The 16,878-nt window shown below is 67.0% G+C and carries 16 protein-coding genes and 1 pseudogene; 4 read left to right on the top strand and 13 right to left on the bottom strand.

Going from position 1 to position 16,878, the window contains the following annotated elements:
- Positions 1-14 precede the first annotated feature (14 nt).
- Positions 15-776: a hypothetical protein gene (locus AC3ANP_RS02890; protein WP_488331854.1), complete on the bottom strand. Its 762-nt coding sequence runs from the start codon at positions 774-776 to the stop codon at positions 15-17.
- 172 nt (positions 777-948) lie between these two features.
- Between AC3ANP_RS02890 and arfB the strand changes: the two genes are divergently transcribed.
- Positions 949-1,371: an alternative ribosome rescue aminoacyl-tRNA hydrolase ArfB gene (gene arfB / locus AC3ANP_RS02895; protein WP_488331855.1), complete on the top strand. Its 423-nt coding sequence runs from the start codon at positions 949-951 to the stop codon at positions 1,369-1,371.
- A 9-nt stretch (positions 1,372-1,380) separates the two neighbouring features.
- Here the strand turns inward: arfB and AC3ANP_RS02900 are convergent, their stop codons facing one another.
- The 7 genes from AC3ANP_RS02900 to AC3ANP_RS02930 all read right to left on the bottom strand — a co-directional run bounded on the left by AC3ANP_RS02900 (position 1,381) and on the right by AC3ANP_RS02930 (position 9,266).
- On the bottom strand, positions 1,381-1,971 hold the full coding sequence (locus AC3ANP_RS02900; RefSeq protein WP_488331856.1) for a DnaJ family domain-containing protein: 591 nt from the start codon (positions 1,969-1,971) through the stop codon (positions 1,381-1,383).
- A 151-nt stretch (positions 1,972-2,122) separates the two neighbouring features.
- A complete protein-coding gene (locus tag AC3ANP_RS02905) occupies positions 2,123-3,811 on the bottom strand; it encodes a long-chain-fatty-acid--CoA ligase (protein WP_488331857.1) in 1,689 nt (562 codons plus the stop codon).
- A 68-nt stretch (positions 3,812-3,879) separates the two neighbouring features.
- A complete protein-coding gene (rox, locus tag AC3ANP_RS02910) occupies positions 3,880-5,337 on the bottom strand; it encodes a rifampin monooxygenase (RefSeq protein WP_488331858.1) in 1,458 nt (485 codons plus the stop codon).
- Positions 5,338-5,429: 92 nt separating this feature from the next.
- On the bottom strand, positions 5,430-5,927 hold the full coding sequence (locus AC3ANP_RS02915; RefSeq protein ID WP_488331859.1) for an SRPBCC family protein: 498 nt from the start codon (positions 5,925-5,927) through the stop codon (positions 5,430-5,432).
- A gap of 51 nt (positions 5,928-5,978) precedes the next feature.
- Positions 5,979-6,329, bottom strand: a complete 351-nt coding sequence (locus AC3ANP_RS02920) for an ArsR/SmtB family transcription factor (protein ID WP_488331860.1) — start codon at positions 6,327-6,329, stop codon at positions 5,979-5,981.
- Between the two features lie 145 nt (positions 6,330-6,474).
- On the bottom strand, positions 6,475-6,948 hold the full coding sequence (locus AC3ANP_RS02925; protein WP_488331861.1) for a DUF7793 family protein: 474 nt from the start codon (positions 6,946-6,948) through the stop codon (positions 6,475-6,477).
- Positions 6,945-9,266, bottom strand: a complete 2,322-nt coding sequence (locus AC3ANP_RS02930; protein ID WP_488331862.1) for a glycosyltransferase family 2 protein — start codon at positions 9,264-9,266, stop codon at positions 6,945-6,947. The genes AC3ANP_RS02925 and AC3ANP_RS02930 overlap by 4 nt, the downstream gene beginning before the upstream one ends.
- 212 nt (positions 9,267-9,478) lie before the next feature.
- Between AC3ANP_RS02930 and AC3ANP_RS02935 the strand changes: the two genes are divergently transcribed.
- Both AC3ANP_RS02935 and AC3ANP_RS02940 read left to right on the top strand, forming a co-directional pair.
- On the top strand, positions 9,479-11,026 hold the full coding sequence (locus AC3ANP_RS02935) for a chitinase (RefSeq protein ID WP_488331863.1): 1,548 nt from the start codon (positions 9,479-9,481) through the stop codon (positions 11,024-11,026).
- Positions 11,027-11,131: 105 nt separating this feature from the next.
- Positions 11,132-12,907, top strand: coding sequence for a putative bifunctional diguanylate cyclase/phosphodiesterase (locus tag AC3ANP_RS02940; RefSeq protein WP_488331864.1), 1,776 nt, complete (start codon positions 11,132-11,134; stop codon positions 12,905-12,907).
- Here the strand turns inward: AC3ANP_RS02940 and AC3ANP_RS02945 are convergent.
- Complete coding sequence (locus AC3ANP_RS02945) at positions 12,861-13,610, bottom strand: ABC transporter permease (protein WP_488331865.1); 750 nt, start codon at positions 13,608-13,610, stop codon at positions 12,861-12,863. The two genes, AC3ANP_RS02940 and AC3ANP_RS02945, sit on opposite strands and share 47 nt — an antisense overlap.
- A 182-nt stretch (positions 13,611-13,792) precedes the next feature.
- Positions 13,793-14,320 (bottom strand): GNAT family N-acetyltransferase, encoded by a 528-nt coding sequence (locus tag AC3ANP_RS02950; RefSeq protein ID WP_488331866.1) that lies wholly within the window; start codon positions 14,318-14,320, stop codon positions 13,793-13,795.
- A gap of 66 nt (positions 14,321-14,386) precedes the next feature.
- On the opposite strand from AC3ANP_RS02950, the pseudogene AC3ANP_RS02955 reads away from it, so the two are divergent.
- Positions 14,387-14,593, top strand: a pseudogene (locus tag AC3ANP_RS02955) (Tn3 family transposase); the annotation flags it as partial.
- Positions 14,594-14,663: 70 nt separating this feature from the next.
- Here the strand turns inward: AC3ANP_RS02955 and AC3ANP_RS02960 are convergent.
- From AC3ANP_RS02960 to AC3ANP_RS02970, 3 genes are all read right to left on the bottom strand, one after another.
- Positions 14,664-15,068, bottom strand: a complete 405-nt coding sequence (locus AC3ANP_RS02960) for a VOC family protein (protein ID WP_488331867.1) — start codon at positions 15,066-15,068, stop codon at positions 14,664-14,666.
- A gap of 70 nt (positions 15,069-15,138) precedes the next feature.
- Positions 15,139-16,014 (bottom strand): class I SAM-dependent methyltransferase, encoded by an 876-nt coding sequence (locus AC3ANP_RS02965; protein ID WP_488333131.1) that lies wholly within the window; start codon positions 16,012-16,014, stop codon positions 15,139-15,141.
- Positions 16,015-16,165: 151 nt separating this feature from the next.
- The gene (locus AC3ANP_RS02970) at positions 16,166-16,822 is read right to left on the bottom strand and encodes an alpha/beta hydrolase (RefSeq protein WP_488331868.1); all 657 of its coding nucleotides are present in this window, start codon (positions 16,820-16,822) and stop codon (positions 16,166-16,168) included.
- Between the last annotated feature and the right edge of the window lie 56 nt (positions 16,823-16,878).

Genomic DNA, 16,878 nt, shown 5'->3' on the forward strand with positions numbered 1-16,878 from the left:
CGCGGACATTGCCGTTAGCTGCCAACTCGAACGGCCTTGTTCCGCCAGGAAGCGGCCAGCAACCACACGGACCAGGCCAGGATCAGGGCAATTCCGGCCAGGGTCGGGACGGTGTTGGCCGGAGAAAAGCCTTCGGCCCCGATGATCCAGCCCTGGGCAAGGTACGCGACGCCGGACAGCGCCATGACGTACCCGGCGGCCCTGGCGGGCAGAGCGCTGCGGGCCAGCGCGACTCCGGTCAGGAGCAGCGCTGCGCCAAGCAAGTAGGTTTGGTAGCTCCGCATTCCCCACTCAAGCCAGCGGATGCCCTCCGCCGTCGCATAGCGGGCGGACTTTTCCGGCCCGTCGGCGGCAACCCAGGCATCCACGGCATGCTTGAGCGCGACGCCGTCGACCGCCTGCAGGGCCGCGTAGAGGGCCAGTGCGGCGACGGCACACGCGGTAGCAGACCGGACCAGCAAGGCACCGGCGCCGTCCCTGGTTTGCAGGACGGCCAGCAGGATCAGCAGACCCGCGATGAGTAGTGCCATGCCCGCGAACTGGCCCAGGTGGACAGCAGTCCACGTGCTGCTGCGGGCGTACTCGGCGAACGCTGCCGGGTGGTCGTTTGCGTTCGCCGAATCCGGATGAAACAACCCAGCGACCACGGACACCGCGAACCCGGCAAAGGCCAATCCGGCGGCCAGGCGCAACTGCGCGCGCGCCAACGGTTGCGCTTCTGTGGCCGGCCCGGCGGGGACCCGGCCGTGACCACCCTCGGTTTGGGAATTGCTCATGGACATGGACCACCTCGGTCCGGCGCGTCGGAAGATCTCTTCTGAGGGCAGGCTACGCCCCTTGCCCCGGCCGGACCAGCGGCACCGGCACCGAGGTGGCGCTTCACGGCAGTGCGGGCCGCGGACATTGCCGTGAACTGCCAACTCGGCGCGGCCGTGCGACGCTAGAGGCATGGATCTCGAGGTGTCCCCCGCGCTGACAATTCCGGCGTCGGAGCTGGCCTGGCGGTTCTCGCGGTCCTCAGGTCCGGGCGGACAGCACGTCAACACCACGGACAGCCGGGTTGAGCTGTCCTGGGACGTCGGCGCGTCGGCTGCCCTGTCAGGTGAGCAGAAGCTGCTGTTGCTGACACGCCTCGGAAAGCGACTCAGCGAGGGGGTGCTCACGGTGGCCGCGTCGGAGCAGCGGTCCCAGTTCCGCAACCGGGAGCTTGCGCTGGCCAAACTCGCCGACCTCATCGCGGACGGCCTCGCTCCGGCGCCGGCCAGCCGTCGGGAAACCAAACCCACCCGTGGCTCCAAACGCCGGCACCGGGTGGCAAAGCAGCAGCGGGCAGCGACAAAACTGCAACGAAGGCGGCCGTCCGCCGAATAGGGTCCGGCGTCAGCGCCGCCGGAACCGCCGCCACCACCGTTGCTGTGGCTCCGGGTCGGGCGGGGTCGCCGCCGCGGCTGTTGCACGGCGGTCGCGCCACCGGGCCACCTCGGCGTCGACATCGCGGGTCTTGGTGATGACCGGCGGGCCGCCCTGGAGCTGGCGGCGGGCTTCAATGACCCGGGTGTTGAAGTCGGTGAGGATTTCCCGCACCTGCTGTTCCGAGAACAGGGTATCCAGGCGCGCGTCGAGCCCGGCGTCTTCGGTCCGCAGCAGGATCGCCGCCGGGCCCAGGCCGGTGACGTTCTCGCGCTGCAGCAGTCCTTTCACCCACCAGTCCGGGTCGTAGACTTCGCCGAGTCCCGGGATGGGTTTGCTGGCGTATTGCAGGTTGTCGAACTTACCCTGCGCCATGGCGTCGCGGATCAGATACTCGGCCTTGGCGGCGTCATCCACCTTGGCCCGTTTTTGCCGGAGTTCCTCCTCCGCGGCGGTCAGCTGGTCGTGCTCGTGGACAGTGCTGCCACTGGACCGGATGGATCTCAGTTCGGCCGCCCGTTCCACCCGGCGCCGGAACGCCGAGCTTCCCCCGCTGGTCATCGGCCATCACCCTTCCGCTGCCGCACGTTCAGATCTGTCTTCCAGTATGCGCAGCCGCCCGCCCCCGCGAAAAGACGCGGTCCGCTAAAGGCGGCCCCGGCGCCGGAAATGGTGGCGCCTCTGCGCGGGGCTGCCCCTGCACCGGCCGCCCCTACAGCCCGGGCAACACCTGGTCGCGCACCTGCTTGCGGAGGATCTTGCCGAGCATGGACCGCGGCAGATCCGCCACCGGGACGACGCGGCGCGGGACTTTGTAACCGGCCAGGTGCTCGCGGCAGTGGGCGCGCAGCGCGTCCTCGTCCAGCTCGACGCCGGGTTCGAGTTCGACGGCGGCCACCACCATTTCGCCGCCGCGCTCGAGCGGCTTGCCCACCACGGCCGCGTCCTTGACGTCCGGGTGCAGCCGCAGGACGGCTTCCACCTCGGTGGGTGAGACGTTGAAGCCGCCGGTGATGATCAGTTCCTTGGCCCGGTCCACCACGGTGGTGAAGCCGTCCTCGTCCACGGTGACGACGTCGCCGGTACGCAGCCAGCCGTCGGCGGTGAGCGCCTTCGCTGTTTCCTCGGGGTTGTTCCAGTAACCCTGGAAGACCTGGGGACCCTTGAGCAGCAGCTCTCCCGGCTGGCCCTGCGGCACCTCGACGGCGGGGTCGTCGACGTCGACCACCTTCATCAGGGTGGACGGGAACGGAACCCCGATAGTGCCGGTGCGGCGGGTGGGATGGAAGGGGTTGCCGAGCGCCACCGGGGAGGATTCGGTCATGCCGTAGCCCTCCACGAGCAGGCCGCCGGCGACCGATTCCCAGAGTTCCACCACATGGTCCGGCAGATTCATGGCCCCGGAGATGCAGTACTTGCAGGACCGCAGCGAAACGCCCTTCTCCCTCGCGGCCATGGCGGTGCGTTCGTAGATCGGCGGGACGGCGCAGTAGACGGTGGCGGGCGATTTCTTCATCGCAGCCAGGACCAGGTCCGGGTCGAACTTGGGGAAGAGCACCAGCAGGCCCTGTTTGCGGATGCCGTAGGTCAGGTAGAGCGTCATGCCGAAGGCGTGGAACATCGGCAGGATCGCGTAGAAGACCTCCTTGCGGTACTCGGCGCCGGCCATCCAGGCCTCGCCCTGCAGTGCGTTCGAGTACAGGTTGAAGTGCGTGAGCATCGCGCCCTTGGGCCGGCCGGTGGTCCCGGAGGTGTACTGGATGGCGGCCAGGTCGTTCACCGAGGGGCGCGGGTGGGCGGCGTCGATCCTGCCGTGGCCCAGGAGTTCCTTCCACGGCATGGTCCCGGGCGCCGGGGCGGTCAGCGAGGCCCGCGTGGCGCGCAGTTTGGGCAGCGGCAGCCCCAGCGCCGCCCGCTTGGCGGCCGGGAACGCGTCGAGCAGGTTCACGGAGACCACGTGGTCAATCTCGATGTCGGACGGAAACTCCCGGACCGCTGCAGCGGCCTTGTCCCAGGCGATCACCACGCGGGCCTGGTGGTCCTCGAACTGGTGGCGGAGTTCGCGGGAGGTGTAGAGCGGATTGTGTTCGACCACGACGGCGCCCAGGCGCAGCACGGCGTAGAAGGCCACCACGTGCTGCGGGCAGTTGGGCAGGATCAGCGCCACCCGGTCGCCGGCCCGGACGCCGAGCCGGCGCAGTCCCTCGGCTGCCCGGTCCACCTGCTCACCGAGTTCGGCGTAGCTGGTGCGGCGGCCGAAAAACTCGAGCGCCGGGGCCTTCCCGGCCTCGGCCACCGACCGTTCCAGCATTGCCACCAGCGATTCGGTGGGCAACTCAATCTCGGCCGGGACACCCGGCTGGTAGTTCCTGACCCAGGGCTGCTGGTCCGTTTGCTTCATGCCCACATCATTTCGCGATCTCCGGCCGGGGGCGAATCACGGCCCGGTACGCCCCGCCCCACTGCGAGTTAGTGGGGTGCCCGCAGCGCGGAACCGTGGCCGGTCCAGGCGGCCCCGAACCAGGTCGGCAGGTGGCGGAGCAGGTCCTCCTGGTCGTCGCCGATCCAGGCGACGTGCCCGTCGGGCCGGAGCAGGACCGCCGGCACGCCGAGGTCCGCGCCGGAGTCCGTGACCAGGTCGATCCGGTCGGCCCAACCCTGGACCGAGAGTTTGCCGGTCCGGTCCAGCAGGAGTCCGCGGCCTGCGTGGGTGAGCTGATATAGCCGGCCCTGTGACAGCGTGATGTCGCGCAGCCGCCGGCCGAGGAGCTCCGGTCCCTCGCCAAAGTCATAGCGGACCCCGATCGAGGTGACCTTCTCGGCCAGGAAACGGCGCACGTCGTCGAAATCCATCAGCTCCGCCAGCAGCCGGCGCACCGCCTGGGGCCCCGGCTCGGGCGACAGCAGCTCGCTCTGGGCCCGGGTGATGGTCAGGACCCCTTCCGCCACGGGGCGGCGCTCGGCGTGGTAGCTGTCCAGCAACCCGTCCGGGGCCCACCCGTTGACCTCTGCGGCGAGCTTCCATCCGAGGTTAAAGGCGTCCTGGATGCCGAGATTCAGCCCCTGTCCTCCCAGCGGCGGGTGGACGTGTGCGGCGTCGCCGGCGAGGAACACCCGGTCTACCCGGTAGTGTTCGGCAAGCCGGGTGGCGTCGCTGAAGCGGGACAGCGAGCGCGGCGCATGGGCGCCGAAGTCGGTGCCCGCATACGCCCGCAGCTGGTCGCGGAACTCCTCCAGGGTGGGCGGGACAGTCCGGTCTTCAGCCACGGTCGCCGCCGGTACGACGGCCCGGTACAGCCCGTCGCCGGCCGGCCCGATGCCGAACCCCTGGTGGGTCTGGCGCACCTCCGCCGCCACCGTAGCGAGTTCGTCCGGCGGGGTGGTCACCGCCACCTCGCCCAGAAGCCACTCGGTTCCGGCCGGTTCGCCGGGGAATCCGATGCCGAGCAGCCGGCGCACCAGGCTCCGGCCGCCGTCGCACCCCACCAGCCAGCGCGACCGCAACGAGCCGCCATCGGCGAGCTCGACGGTGACGCCGTCGGCGTCCTGGCTGACCCCGGTCACCTTGGCGCCGCGGCGGATCTGGGCGCCAAGTTCGTCGGCGCGCTCGGTCAGCAGCCGGTCGGTGACTGGCTGCGGGATGCCCAGGATGTAGCTGTGGGCCGTGTCCAGGTCCGCCGGCGGTTTGTCGATGCCGGCGAAGCGGCCGACGCCGCCCGGATACTGCTGCCCGTGGGTGAGGAAGCGTTCCAACAGCCCGCGCTGGTCCATGATCTCGATGCTCCGGGGATGCAGGCCGAGCGAACGGACGGCCGGGCTCGGCTCGGCGCTCTGCTCCAGCACCACGACGTCCACGCCGTGCAGCCGAAGCTCGCTGGCCAGCATCATCCCGGTGGGCCCGCCCCCGCTGATGGTCACGTCAAACATGCAACGCCCCGTCTCTGCCGCCCGGCAGGGAGGACGACGGCGGGAGGTCCCGCCGTCGTCCTCCTCCTGTTCCTGTTTGTTGTGGCCGCAGGTCAGGCCGTGGCATGTTCGGCGAGGATGGCGTCCACCTGGCCCAATGCCTGCATCATGCCTTCCTCCATGCCCATGGCCACGATTTGCTCCATCTGCTCCTCCGCCTCGAAGGTGGACAGCACTGTCATCCGGGTGCGGTCCCCGATCGGCTCCAGCGTGACCACGCCGTGGATGGTGCCCATCTCCGCCACCGGGTTGCCGTCGTCGTCGGAGAATCCGTCGTCGAATTCGAGGCGGTGCGGGGCTTCGATGGCGGTAAAGCGCCACCAGCCACGCGCTTTTTCCCCGTCCGGGCCGGTCATGTAATAGCTGGCTTCGCCGCCCGGGACGAAATCATGCTTCTCGAAGGTGGCCGGCCAGGTGGGCGGTCCCCACCAGCGCTCGAGCTGGCGCGGGTCCTCCCAGACCTGCCAGACACGCTCGACGCCGGCATCAAACTCGGCGACGAGGCTGAGGCTGAGTGCCTCCAGGTTCTTGATTGAATCGATAACGGTCATGTCCAACCCTTCCTATCCTGCTGCTTCGCTGGTTCTGGATGGCCTGCTGGTCTATGGACTCTTGTCGGCCGGGTTTTCGGAGAGCAGGCCTGCGATCCGCTCACTCCGCTGCCGCCAGATGAGTTCGTACTCATCAAGCAGCCGCCGGGCCCGCTGCAGTCCGTCATGGTTGGCCCGCACGATCTGTTCGCGCCCGCGTTTCTCCTTTGTCACGAGGGCAGCGCGTTCGAGCACCGCCACGTGCTTCTGGACTGCGGCAAAGCTCATGGCGTAAAGCGCTGCGAGCCCGGAGACCGAGTACTCCGCCCCCGTCACCCGCCGCATAATGTCACGACGGGTGGCGTCGGCGAGCGCCTGGAACAGGCGGTCCACGGTTTCGTCATCCAACTGATCTACAACCATTTGGTTGTAGGCTAGTCCGGCCGCCGCGGGGTGTCAATGAAAAATTCCTGGCGCCCCAAACCTCATGGACGCCAAACTCTTCCTGGTCCTCGACCTAAACGACATCGACGAAACGCTGATCCCGGCGATCTGAATCGGGCAGCGCCTACCGCGCCCCGGGGGTGAGGACAGCGATTCTCCCGTTGTCCGCGCCACCGGCCGCAGCAGCGTCCGGGCCGGCATCCGCGTCGCCGTCCGCGGCGAGGAAACCCTGCAGCCAGGCGAGGGCCGCCTCACGTGAGGTGAAAAACTCGTGCGGGTACCGGGTGTCCCTGCTGGTCGCGGCGGCCACGACGCGGTCCACCGCGCTGGATCCCAGGACGGCGATGGCGGTGACATCGACCGACTTGGCGAACTCGTACCTGGCCGCGGCGCTGATCTCGACGTCGGTCATCACCGAAAGCATTGGCCGCTGGCCGCCCTGGCAAACCAGCTCTGTGGCCCGCATGGCATCGCGGGCCTCCTCGACGTCGACAAAGGACCCGGGAACCCAGACGGATTCGATAATGCCGCCCCGCACGGTCAGGGTGTTTTTCCCGTTCGCCGCGAGGAGCGGTTCCGGCCCGGTGCCCGGCGTCACCGCACACCCGCCCGCTTGCGGCGGTCCGTGCTGCCGCGGAGGTCCCGGTTCAGCCGGCGGTCGCCGTGGTACAGGATGGACTCCCAGTCAACCTCGGTGGGCGACTTCGGGATGATCTGCGGCGGCGCCGGCGCGGCCTGCTTTGGCTTGACGTAAAGCCAGCCCAGCACTCCCAGGAACATGTCGACAATCGAGTTCCGGAGTCCGATGTAGGCCCGGATGGCGTAGGCGGCCATGACCGCGTTGAACGCCGCGAAGGCCGCGTTCGTCCAGTTCTGCTGCGCCAGGTCGCGCCACACGGTGAAGAGCGAGAACGCCACGATCGCGAAGGGGGCGAGGACGTACAGGGCCGGTGCCGCCGTGCGGTCCTTGACCTTCGGGGTGCGCGCGAACGGGATCTTGTCGCCCGTCAGGGCCTGCTGCAGGGACTTCACGACGCCGGCCAGGTTGACCGGCATCAGCACCAGATTGAAGCCGTAAATCCGGAAGATGTCGCTGAAGCGGTGGCCGGAGTCGCGCAGGTCGCTGCCCATCGCGAGGAAGTACGGGAACGCGGCGGCGAATACCAGCGGGCTGAGCAGCCTGCTGTCGTACGGGTAGGCCAGCAGGAAGAGCAGTCCGAAGCTGGCCCAGGTGATGGAGGCCATGTAGTTCACGCGGAGCATGACTTCGCGCGACCTGACCGCTTTGTCGCCGCCGCGCCGCTGCCGGATGGTTTCCCAGAGTTTGGGCAGGATCAGCAGGCCGCCGTTGGCCCACCGCCGCCGCTGCACCACCAGGGAGCCGAAGTCGGGCGGGGTGGCGCTGTAGCTCAGGCGTTCCGGGTAGTTCACCAGGTCCCAGCCCTCACGGCCCAGGTCGACGCTGGATTCGGTGTCTTCGATGACGGTCCGGTCCTGGATGTAGGTCCGCACCTCGAAGCCGCCCTGGGCGGAGACCTCCACGATGTCTTCGAGCGCAATCTTGCGGATGACGGCGTTGGCCCCCACCCAGAAGGTGGCTCCGTACCGCGTCATGCCCTGGTGCTGGATGTGCTGCAGGTCCGTGGTGGCCCCGGCAACACGTTCGATCCGGGTGGGCGCGCCTCGGAAGGACGAGTACGGCGTCTGCGTCACCGCGACGCGTTCGTTGCCGGGTGACTCCAGGAAATGCACCAGCCGCAGGCAGTAGTCGCGCAGCAGGAGCGAATCGGCGTCGAGGGTCAGGACATAGGTGCTGTCCTCGATCACGAGGTCATCGGCGGCGGGTTCGACGGCGGCGCGGAGCACCGTTCCGTCCGCGGTCTGTTCCCGGCGCCACCGGTGCCCCATGAGGCTGATGTAGGCGTTCAGGTTCATGGCCTTGTTGGCCTCGTGGGACAGGCTGACGAATCTCTTGCGTTCGAAGGTGGAGACCCGGACGTTGAAGATCCAGGTCAGGCGGGCGTAGAGCTCCCGCATCCGGGCCTGCTCCGGTTGCGCGCCCTGCGCCTGCGCCGCGTGCAGGGCGGTCAGGACCAGCCGCAGTTCGCGGGCCAGGCCCATGAGGACGAGATCGACAAAAAATTCGTCGACATGGTCCTCGACCCGCTCTGTCTCGGCCATACCCTCCAGCCAACCGGCGGCATACTCGTACTCGTTAATGAGTGCAGCCAGCTCGCCGGACATGTCTCCGTCGCCGACCCGGCGGTTAAAGGCGTCGCTCGCGGCGTTCAGGCGCGAGGCAGGCTCCTTCAGGGTGGCGGTGATGTCGGCGGCGAGATCGCGGGTGGTTTGCAGCCGGCGCTGGTCCTCCGGGTCGGTCGGGGACGGCGGGTCGTCGACCAGCAGAACAACGGACAGGTCCGGGAATTCCTGCAGCGCGGCGGACCAGAGGGTGGCCCGGACCACCTGCGGCTCCTCGGCGTAGGAAGGGACCAGCACGGTGATGCCGTGCTGGTAGTCCGTGAAGTGCCGGTCCAGTTCACCGCGCGGCACCCGGCGGTGCTCACGGAAGCGGGTCAGGGCGCCCTGGCGGGCGAGCAGGTACATGAGCGCCGAAAAAGTCAGGAAAGTGACGACGATGACGTAGGACACGGCCTCGGCGCGGAACCGGAATCCCGCCGTCGGGTCATCAACCAGGGTGCGGATCACGGTGGTGACGACGTAGGCTGCCCAGGCGAGGACTGTGATGACGATGCCAAGCCGGCCAAGAATGATTTTCCGGGGCGACGGTTCGGGATGCACAATGGCGAGTGGTTCCGAGCGGCGCTCCGCACCCCATTGGCGCCTGCGGCTCTTTGTTGCCGGATCGTCGGCGACAGCATCGTCAGGCCGCGGCACGACCAAGAGGTCAGACATATTTCCCCATCCACATCATGTGTACCCCCAGCGGACACACGGCAGACCGGCTACTTCCGTCCATCTCGGATGCGGTCTGCCATTATACTAAGCGCACGACCCGAAAAAAGTTGTCCTCCGGCGCCACTATGTTGTCGGCAGGAAACCAATTTGGCCGCGAATCCGCGTGGATGGGTTGGAGCACGTTCTCTGACAAGTATTGGGGTACTTCTGTGTCGAATCGATTTCCCGGGCGCCGCCTCTCAAAGTTGCGGCTCGGGATCCTGCTCATTGTTCTCATCGCACTGACCGGAGGGTCCTACCTGGGGCTGCGTTCGTTCCAGGACGCCACCGCGGCCTCCTCGATTCCGTCGGTCTTTTCCGGGTACGTGGACGTAACAGCCACCCCCCGGTTCGCCTTTGAAGCGCCCACCAGTCCGGAGGCCAAGGGCGCCGTCCTGTCCTTCATCGTCTCGGACCGCCAGAGCCCCTGCACCCCCTCCTGGGGCGCCGCCTACAGCCTTGCCGGAGCGGAATCAGAGCTGGACCTGGACCGGAGAATCGCCCGACTCCGCCAGATCGGCGGGACTGTCTCGGTCTCCTTCGGCGGCCTGAACAACAACGAACTCGCCGTGGACTGCACTGACCAGTCCAGGCTCACCAGCGCCTACCGTGAAGTCGTCAACCGCTACGACCTCCGCTCGATCGACCTTGACATCGAGGGCACCGCTATGACGGACGCCGCATCGATCGACCGCCGCGGCGCAGCCCTGGCCGCCGTTCAGCAGGACCGGAAGACCAGCGGAAAACCGCTGGACGTGTGGCTGACGCTGCCCGCGGACCCGGCCGGCCTCACCCAGCCCGGCCGGGACCTGGTGCTGAGGACCCTGCGCACCGGCGTCGAACTGGCCGGCGTGAACATTATGACGATGGACTTTGGCGGCAGTAAACCGGCTACGCAGAACATGTACCAGGCGTCGGTCTCCTCCGCCGACGCCGCGCACACCCAGTTGCAGGCCATCTACCGCCAGAACGGCCAGGACCTGGGGTCGGACACCGCCTGGCGCAAGCTCGGGATCACCCCGATGATCGGCCAGAACGACATTGCCGGCGAAATCTTCACGCTCGACGACGCGGCCGCCTTGAACGGATACGCCAAGGCCAAGGGCGTAGGCAGGGTCTCGATGTGGTCGCTCAACCGGGACCGGACCTGCGGCAGCAACTACCCGGATGTCACCAAGGTCTCGGACAGCTGCAGCGGCGTTGCCCAGGGCAGCGCCTTCTTCTCGACGGTCCTCGGCGCCGACGTCATCCCCACGCGCGCGGCACAGGCGCCCGCCCCGACCAAGGCTACGGCCACCCCGACGGCAATCGATGATCCCGCCACCAGCCCTTACCCGGTCTGGAAGGAGTCCGCCCGGTACGTCTCCGGTGACCGCACGGTGTGGCACGGCAACGTCTATGAAGCAAAGTGGTGGACCCAGGGTGACAGCCCGGACAATCCCGTGGACCAGGGTGCCACTGTTCCGTGGAAGCTGATCGGCCCGGTCCTGCCCGGTGACCGGCCCAGCCCGCAGCCGACCATCTCCGCGGGCACCTACCCGGACTGGTCCCCCACCGCCGCGTACCAGCGCGGCTCCCGCATCCTGTTCGACGGCAATGCCTTCGAGGCGAAGTGGTGGACGCAGTCGAACAGCCCCCAGGCGGCGCTGGACGGCGCCCCGGACTCGCCGTGGCAGAAGCTGACCGTGGCACAGCTCCAGACCCCTGCGGCGAAGTAGGCCACCGGTGCCGGCAACCGGACCGGAACCCGGCGTGCGGGACGGGTTCCGCCACGTTCGCCCGGCGTTCACGTTTTGTTTGCTCGCCGCGGGTAGTCAGGATCGGTGACCACTGAATCCGGCGAATCGGGCCGGCCTGCGCGCGCCGCGGCGCCCACCCTTGGCGATCTCGGTCAAAGGGCCCTGGTCCTGCCCGGCAGCACTCCGTCGCGCGACATCGAGGCGCTCTTCCGTGAAGACCGCAGGCTGCGCGGCGTCGCGGTGGACGTGGACGGGTCACTATCCCTGCTGACCCGTGACCAGCTCGACCATGAGATGACCGGCCGCCTCGGGTATGGCCGGGCGCTGAACTCCCGGGGCTGCGCCGCGGCGTTGCTGTCGGAGGCCAACCAGGGCCTGCCGCCCGGCCTGGACCTGCAGGCAGCCGCCGTCGCCGTGCTCAGCCGGCCGGAAGCGAGCCGCTATCAGGACCTGCTGGTCCTCACCCCGGAGGGCCCGCGGATCGTCCCGGTGTCCGAAGTGTTTGAGGGCCTGTCCGACGTGTTCCGGCATGCTGCCCTGCATGACCCGCTGACCGGGCTTGCCAACAGGCGCCACCTGGAGGAGCGCGGGCCGGCCCTGCTGGGCGGCCACGGTCCGGCGCAGGCCGCCGTCCTGTACGTCGACCTGGATGACTTCAAAGTCGCGAACGACACCTTCGGACACCGGGCCGGGGACGCCGCCCTGGCGGACTTTGCCGTTCGGCTGCAGGCCTGCACCCGGGCCGCGGACCTGGTTGCCCGGATCGGCGGGGACGAATTCGCCCTGGTGATGGTCGGCATCGACGAACCCACGGCGCGCTCGGTGGCCTACCGGGTCCTGCGCTGCCTGGAAGATCCGTTCCGGCATGAAGGGCACGAATTCCGCCTCTCGGCCACCCTGGGACTGGCGATGTGGGCCGACATTGCGGCCGACGACCCCGAGGCCCGGCTGGAGCTCATGTTCAGGCACGCCGACGCCGCCATGCTGCAGGCCAAACTCGAAGGCAAAGGCCGTCTGGGCAGGATCGACCCGTTCCGGCCCGTCACCCGGTTCGCCCGCCAGGCCCTGATCCGGCGGCGGCTCCCCCACGTCCTCACCAACGGGGGCCTGAGTCTGCACTACCAGCCGCTGATGGACATCGCCACCGGCACGTGCCCGGGGGTCGAAGCCCTGCTGCGCTGGGACGACGTCGAACTGGGCAAGGTGGGGCCGGACGAATTCATCCACGTTTCCGAACAATCGGGCGATATCCACGAGATCGGGCGTTGGGTCATCGACCAGGCCTGCGCGCAGGCCCGGCGCTGGGCCGACGCCGGGACACCGCGGGCGATCTCCGTGAATGTCTCCCCGCTGCAGCTGGCGGCAGGCAGCCTGGTCCAGGACCTTCGCTCGGCGCTGCAGCGGCACGGGGTGCCGACGTCGTTGCTCAACATCGAGATCACCGAAAGCACCGCCGTCGTCAATCTGCAGTCCGCCACGGAGCAGCTGCGCACCCTGATCGACGGCGGGATAGCGGTGGCCCTGGATGACTACGGCACCGCCTACTCCTCGCTCGCCATGCTCCGCGACCTCCCGCTGACCGCGCTCAAGCTGGACAAATCCTTCATTGACACCATCGACACGGATCCCGCGTCCGCCATCCTCGTGTCCGGCGTCATCGGACCGGCCAAAGCCATCGGGCTCAGGACCACTGCGGAGGGCGTGGAGCGGGAAAGCCAGCTGGCCGTGCTGCGTGAACTGGGTTGCGACACCGCCCAGGGCTACCTCATCTCGCGCCCGCTGCCGGCGGCGGAGCTGGACCAGTGGGCCCGGGCTAGCTCAGGGGAATCGGCTGCGTACGCACCGGCGCCAGGAAGCTGACCACCACGACGGCGGTGATCGAACCGGCCGCCATGATGGAGGCCAACACCACGATCTGGAACATCCCGGCCTGGAGCGGTGAAATGCCGCCGAAGATCGCGCCCACAAAGGCCCCCGGCAGGGTGACCAGTCCGGTGGTCCTGCTCTGGTCGGTGGCCGGGATCAACGCGGAACGGACCGCAGCCCGGGCGAGTTCGGCCGTGGACTGGCGCGGGGTGGCGCCCAGCGCCAGCCAGCCCTCCACCTCGTCCCAGCGCGAGAGGACCGTTTCGTTGAAGTGCCGGCCGGCGAGCGTGGCAATACTCATCGCGTTTCCGATAACGATCCCGCCGAGCGCCAGGGCGTACCGCGGTGTCAGCTCGACGGCTCCGCTCGCGAAAACGATCGCAAGGGTCGCCACGACGCCGGCGCCCATGGCCGCGCTGACCCGGCCGAAGCTCCGCCAGTCCTTGCCGAGGCGCCGGCTGGCCGTCGCCGAGGCCACCGTGAACATGACCAGCAGCGCCACTGCCACCCAGACCGGGCTGGTGATGATGCCGCTGAGGATCAGGCTGATGGCGGCCAGTTGCACGGCACCGCGGAGAATGGCCCAGGCGGGGGCGAACCTCCGCGGCACGCGGTACAGCGCCAGCACGCCGATAGTGAGCAGCACCAGCAGTCCCACGCCCAGCAGGGTGGCGGCAAGATCACCGGGGCTGATCATGACGCCAGCCTAGCCTTATCAGGCGGTGGGCGAGCCCACCTCGGCAGCGGCCTCGCTGAGCCGCCGCCCGTTGTCGATCGGATGGACGCCGCTACGATCAATGCTCGGCTGAAAACCCAGATGCGTCCCAATGGGGTCGCTCTAACGAGAAGGGCTAACCATGTTGCTCGTGATCAGTGAAGTCAGCCATGAGGGTTCAGATCGAGCACGTAGTGCAGTAGTTCGTACTCGATGCCGTTCTGCAAGACCGTTGCCGGATTTTTTGGCACTCGGCTAAAGCCCGACCGCTCCAAGACTCGCTGTGATGCAGCATTGGCGAGCGTCGTCATCGCGGTGATGGTCTGCAATCCACGCTCGCGCGCAAATACGCCAACCATCCTGACTGCGCGTCCAGCATGTCCCAAGCCCGCCGCTTCCTCTGCCATGCGGTACCCGAGCGAGGCCGAACCGTCTTTGACATCGACCAGGTTGACCCGCCCGACCAGCCGGTTCGTTTCGTCGCGCACAACGAAGAAGAAGCAGTCTCCCGCTGATTGTTCGTCCAGGAGCGACTGATGGCGCGCCTGGAACTGCGAGAAGTAGTCGTCACCGCGGTCCGGCACCCACTCGGCGGAATACTCGCGGTTGTCTCGTTCGAAGGAGAGCAGTTCCGAACGGACTCCGACGCTCAATGGTTCTATCGTCGTCGAGGTCCCGAATGCTTGTGGCATGTCAGCATGCTATCCCTACCCCGGGCGGCAGCGCCCTGACCGCTGCCGCCTGTCTGGCCAGCATCCCGGCATGCTCTGGCCAGACTCATCTTCCACGGCAGGAGAGGCCAGATACGGCAGTCCTACCGGGAAGGCCAGGAAGACCAGCTCGGCGCCTTGGGCCTGGTCCTGAACGCCGTCATCCTGTGGAACACCCGCTACACCTTCACGGACGATCCCGCCGGAGCGCCGCTTCGACCCTTCCGCCACCCGGACGAGGACCGGGAGACCTGACCGGGAAAACGGTGAACCGCTCTGCTGTCCCGCAAGGCGGATCCCTTACCGTCCGCTCGCAGCATTCTGCTTAGTCGGCGGCTACGAGCTCTATCTCGAAGCCGTCGGAGTTGAACAAGTAAGCGGCATAGTGATCAGGGCCGCCAGCGTGCGGGTACTTGTCCTGGAACAGCTGCATCCATCCATAACGAGGGCCTTCCACGGCAAGCGCATCTACGTCTTTCTGGCTTCCCGCGTGGAACGCCAGGTGGTTGAGGCCTGATGCCGTGCGCTCGTATTCACTGCCACTCAAGGCTGGTGACTGTTCGACCACGATGTAGGTCGCGCCCAGGCGCCAACTGATTCCTGAGTCCCAGCTTTGGAAAGCGGAGTATCCCAGTCGGGCCAGAATCCAACCCCACTCCTGCTTGGCGCGGTCGATGTCAGGGACCCATAGCTCGACATGGTGCAGGGTGCCCTTGGAAGGCGTATTCACGAATGTGAGTCTTTCATGCTCGATCACAGCCTTCCGCAAGCCGATCCTCTACCGAACCCGACGAGGGTGGCTAGTAGCAAGTACCGAAACGGTCTGGCTGGGGTGCCTGCCCAATCCCGAGCAGAGCAACGGCAGGTAACACCACTTTTCCACCGCTAGTCATGGGCGCGACGAGGCGCAAGTATTCGTACCGCATTGTGGACTGCATCGACGGCGACTGACTGGTTACGATTTTGCCGATTCCTCCCACGCCACCGGCCGGGCCCGCCCACAAATCCTCAGCATCGATAGCAAAATCCCAGGCAAGAGTCTCCGTCCGCACCCCGTCCAGACCTGCACCCACAAGCAGTTCATTCAGTCCCCGGTCGGTACGGTCAAAGTCCTTATCCGCCGGCAGTCTCTGCTGGCGTGGAGCAGCTGCCCCGCTGGCTTCCACCACGTCTGACCAGAGCCTGTTAATGGTGGAGAGTTCAGAGGGCCATATCGTCACAGCGACGGCGCCGCCCGGTCGGCAGACTCGCTTGAGGTCAGCCACAGCGGCACGAGGGTCGTCGACGTGATTGACGACAAAGTTTGCCACAACTGCATCAAAAATATCTGGGGCGACGGGCAAATTCGGTACCCCAACTAAGAGCAGTTCCGCTTGAGGTGCCGTTACGCGGGCTAAGGCGAGCATCTCGACATCAGGATCGATGCCGGTCACCTCTGCACCTCGACCGATTGCACGGGCCGTGAGGTTACCGGTTCCACACCCGACGTCCGCCAGACGGCAGCCTGCGAAACTGCCTAATACAGCTTCTGTCGCGTCCAGCAACGGCACAATTGCCCCGGCGCACAGGTGCGCAAAGCTCTGTGAGTATGGGCGGCCAACGCCGGCCCAGTTGCTAACGCCTCGTTGATCCGTACCAATGGTCGTCAAGTGATTTCCGCCCCTAGGACTAGTCATCCATTCCTCGGCCCAAGTCTGGGCCAACACGGCTGAGACTCTTGCTCACGCCTTGCACCGGCGCGTCGGACAACACACCCCGAGGAGGATTCCTGACCGGACGCAATTAGGGTTCGACCCTCTGGTGTCTGGCGTTGGCCGAATGAGAGACCTATATGCCCAGGATTAGTTTAGTGAGCCTCTTAGGTTGGCTGATGAAGGGTGAATGGCTCGAGTTCCAACTGACATTGTTGGTGCATCGGCGGGCCATACGTTCCTGAAGGACGGGGCTGAGCGCCTTGTCCAGTTCGCAGTTGATATATGTGCTCTCGGTGGTTGCCCAAGCAATACGGCTGGGTACGCCACGACCATGACCAGGTTGTTGAGGCACGAGGAGCGAGGTTGCCCATGCGCTGTCGGCTTCGGAGCAATCGTCGTAGAGAACCTCGCGAGCCCGTTCCGGATGGATGCTGGTCGACCGGTCCTCGTTGTGCCGGACGGCGTCGTGGACCAGCGCTGAGGGCCCACCTAACATCGCGCCGCTTTCACCGGCTGCTGGCACGAACGCCGCAACATACAAGAGGTGCCTGGCCCGTTCGAGGCCCGTGATGACAGATCCACCGTACGAATGGCCAAGAACAACTGGCATCCCCAAACAGCCATCGACTACTTCCTGTACGACTGCAGTGTCCGCAGCCAGCGAGCCCCTGCGCAGACGAGGAACATGGACACTCGTGCCTTGGCTGCGTAAGTCGTCCGCCAACCGGTCGAAGTGGGCCGGCTGATGCCATAGCCCATGGACGAGTACGACTTCGTTCCGCTGATTCATTCAGCCAGCCTACGTTCGGAGACGCAGCTTGTAGTGAGAATGGGAAAGCATGGATA

It is taken from the genome of Arthrobacter sp. JB02-1C (assembly GCF_057748045.1).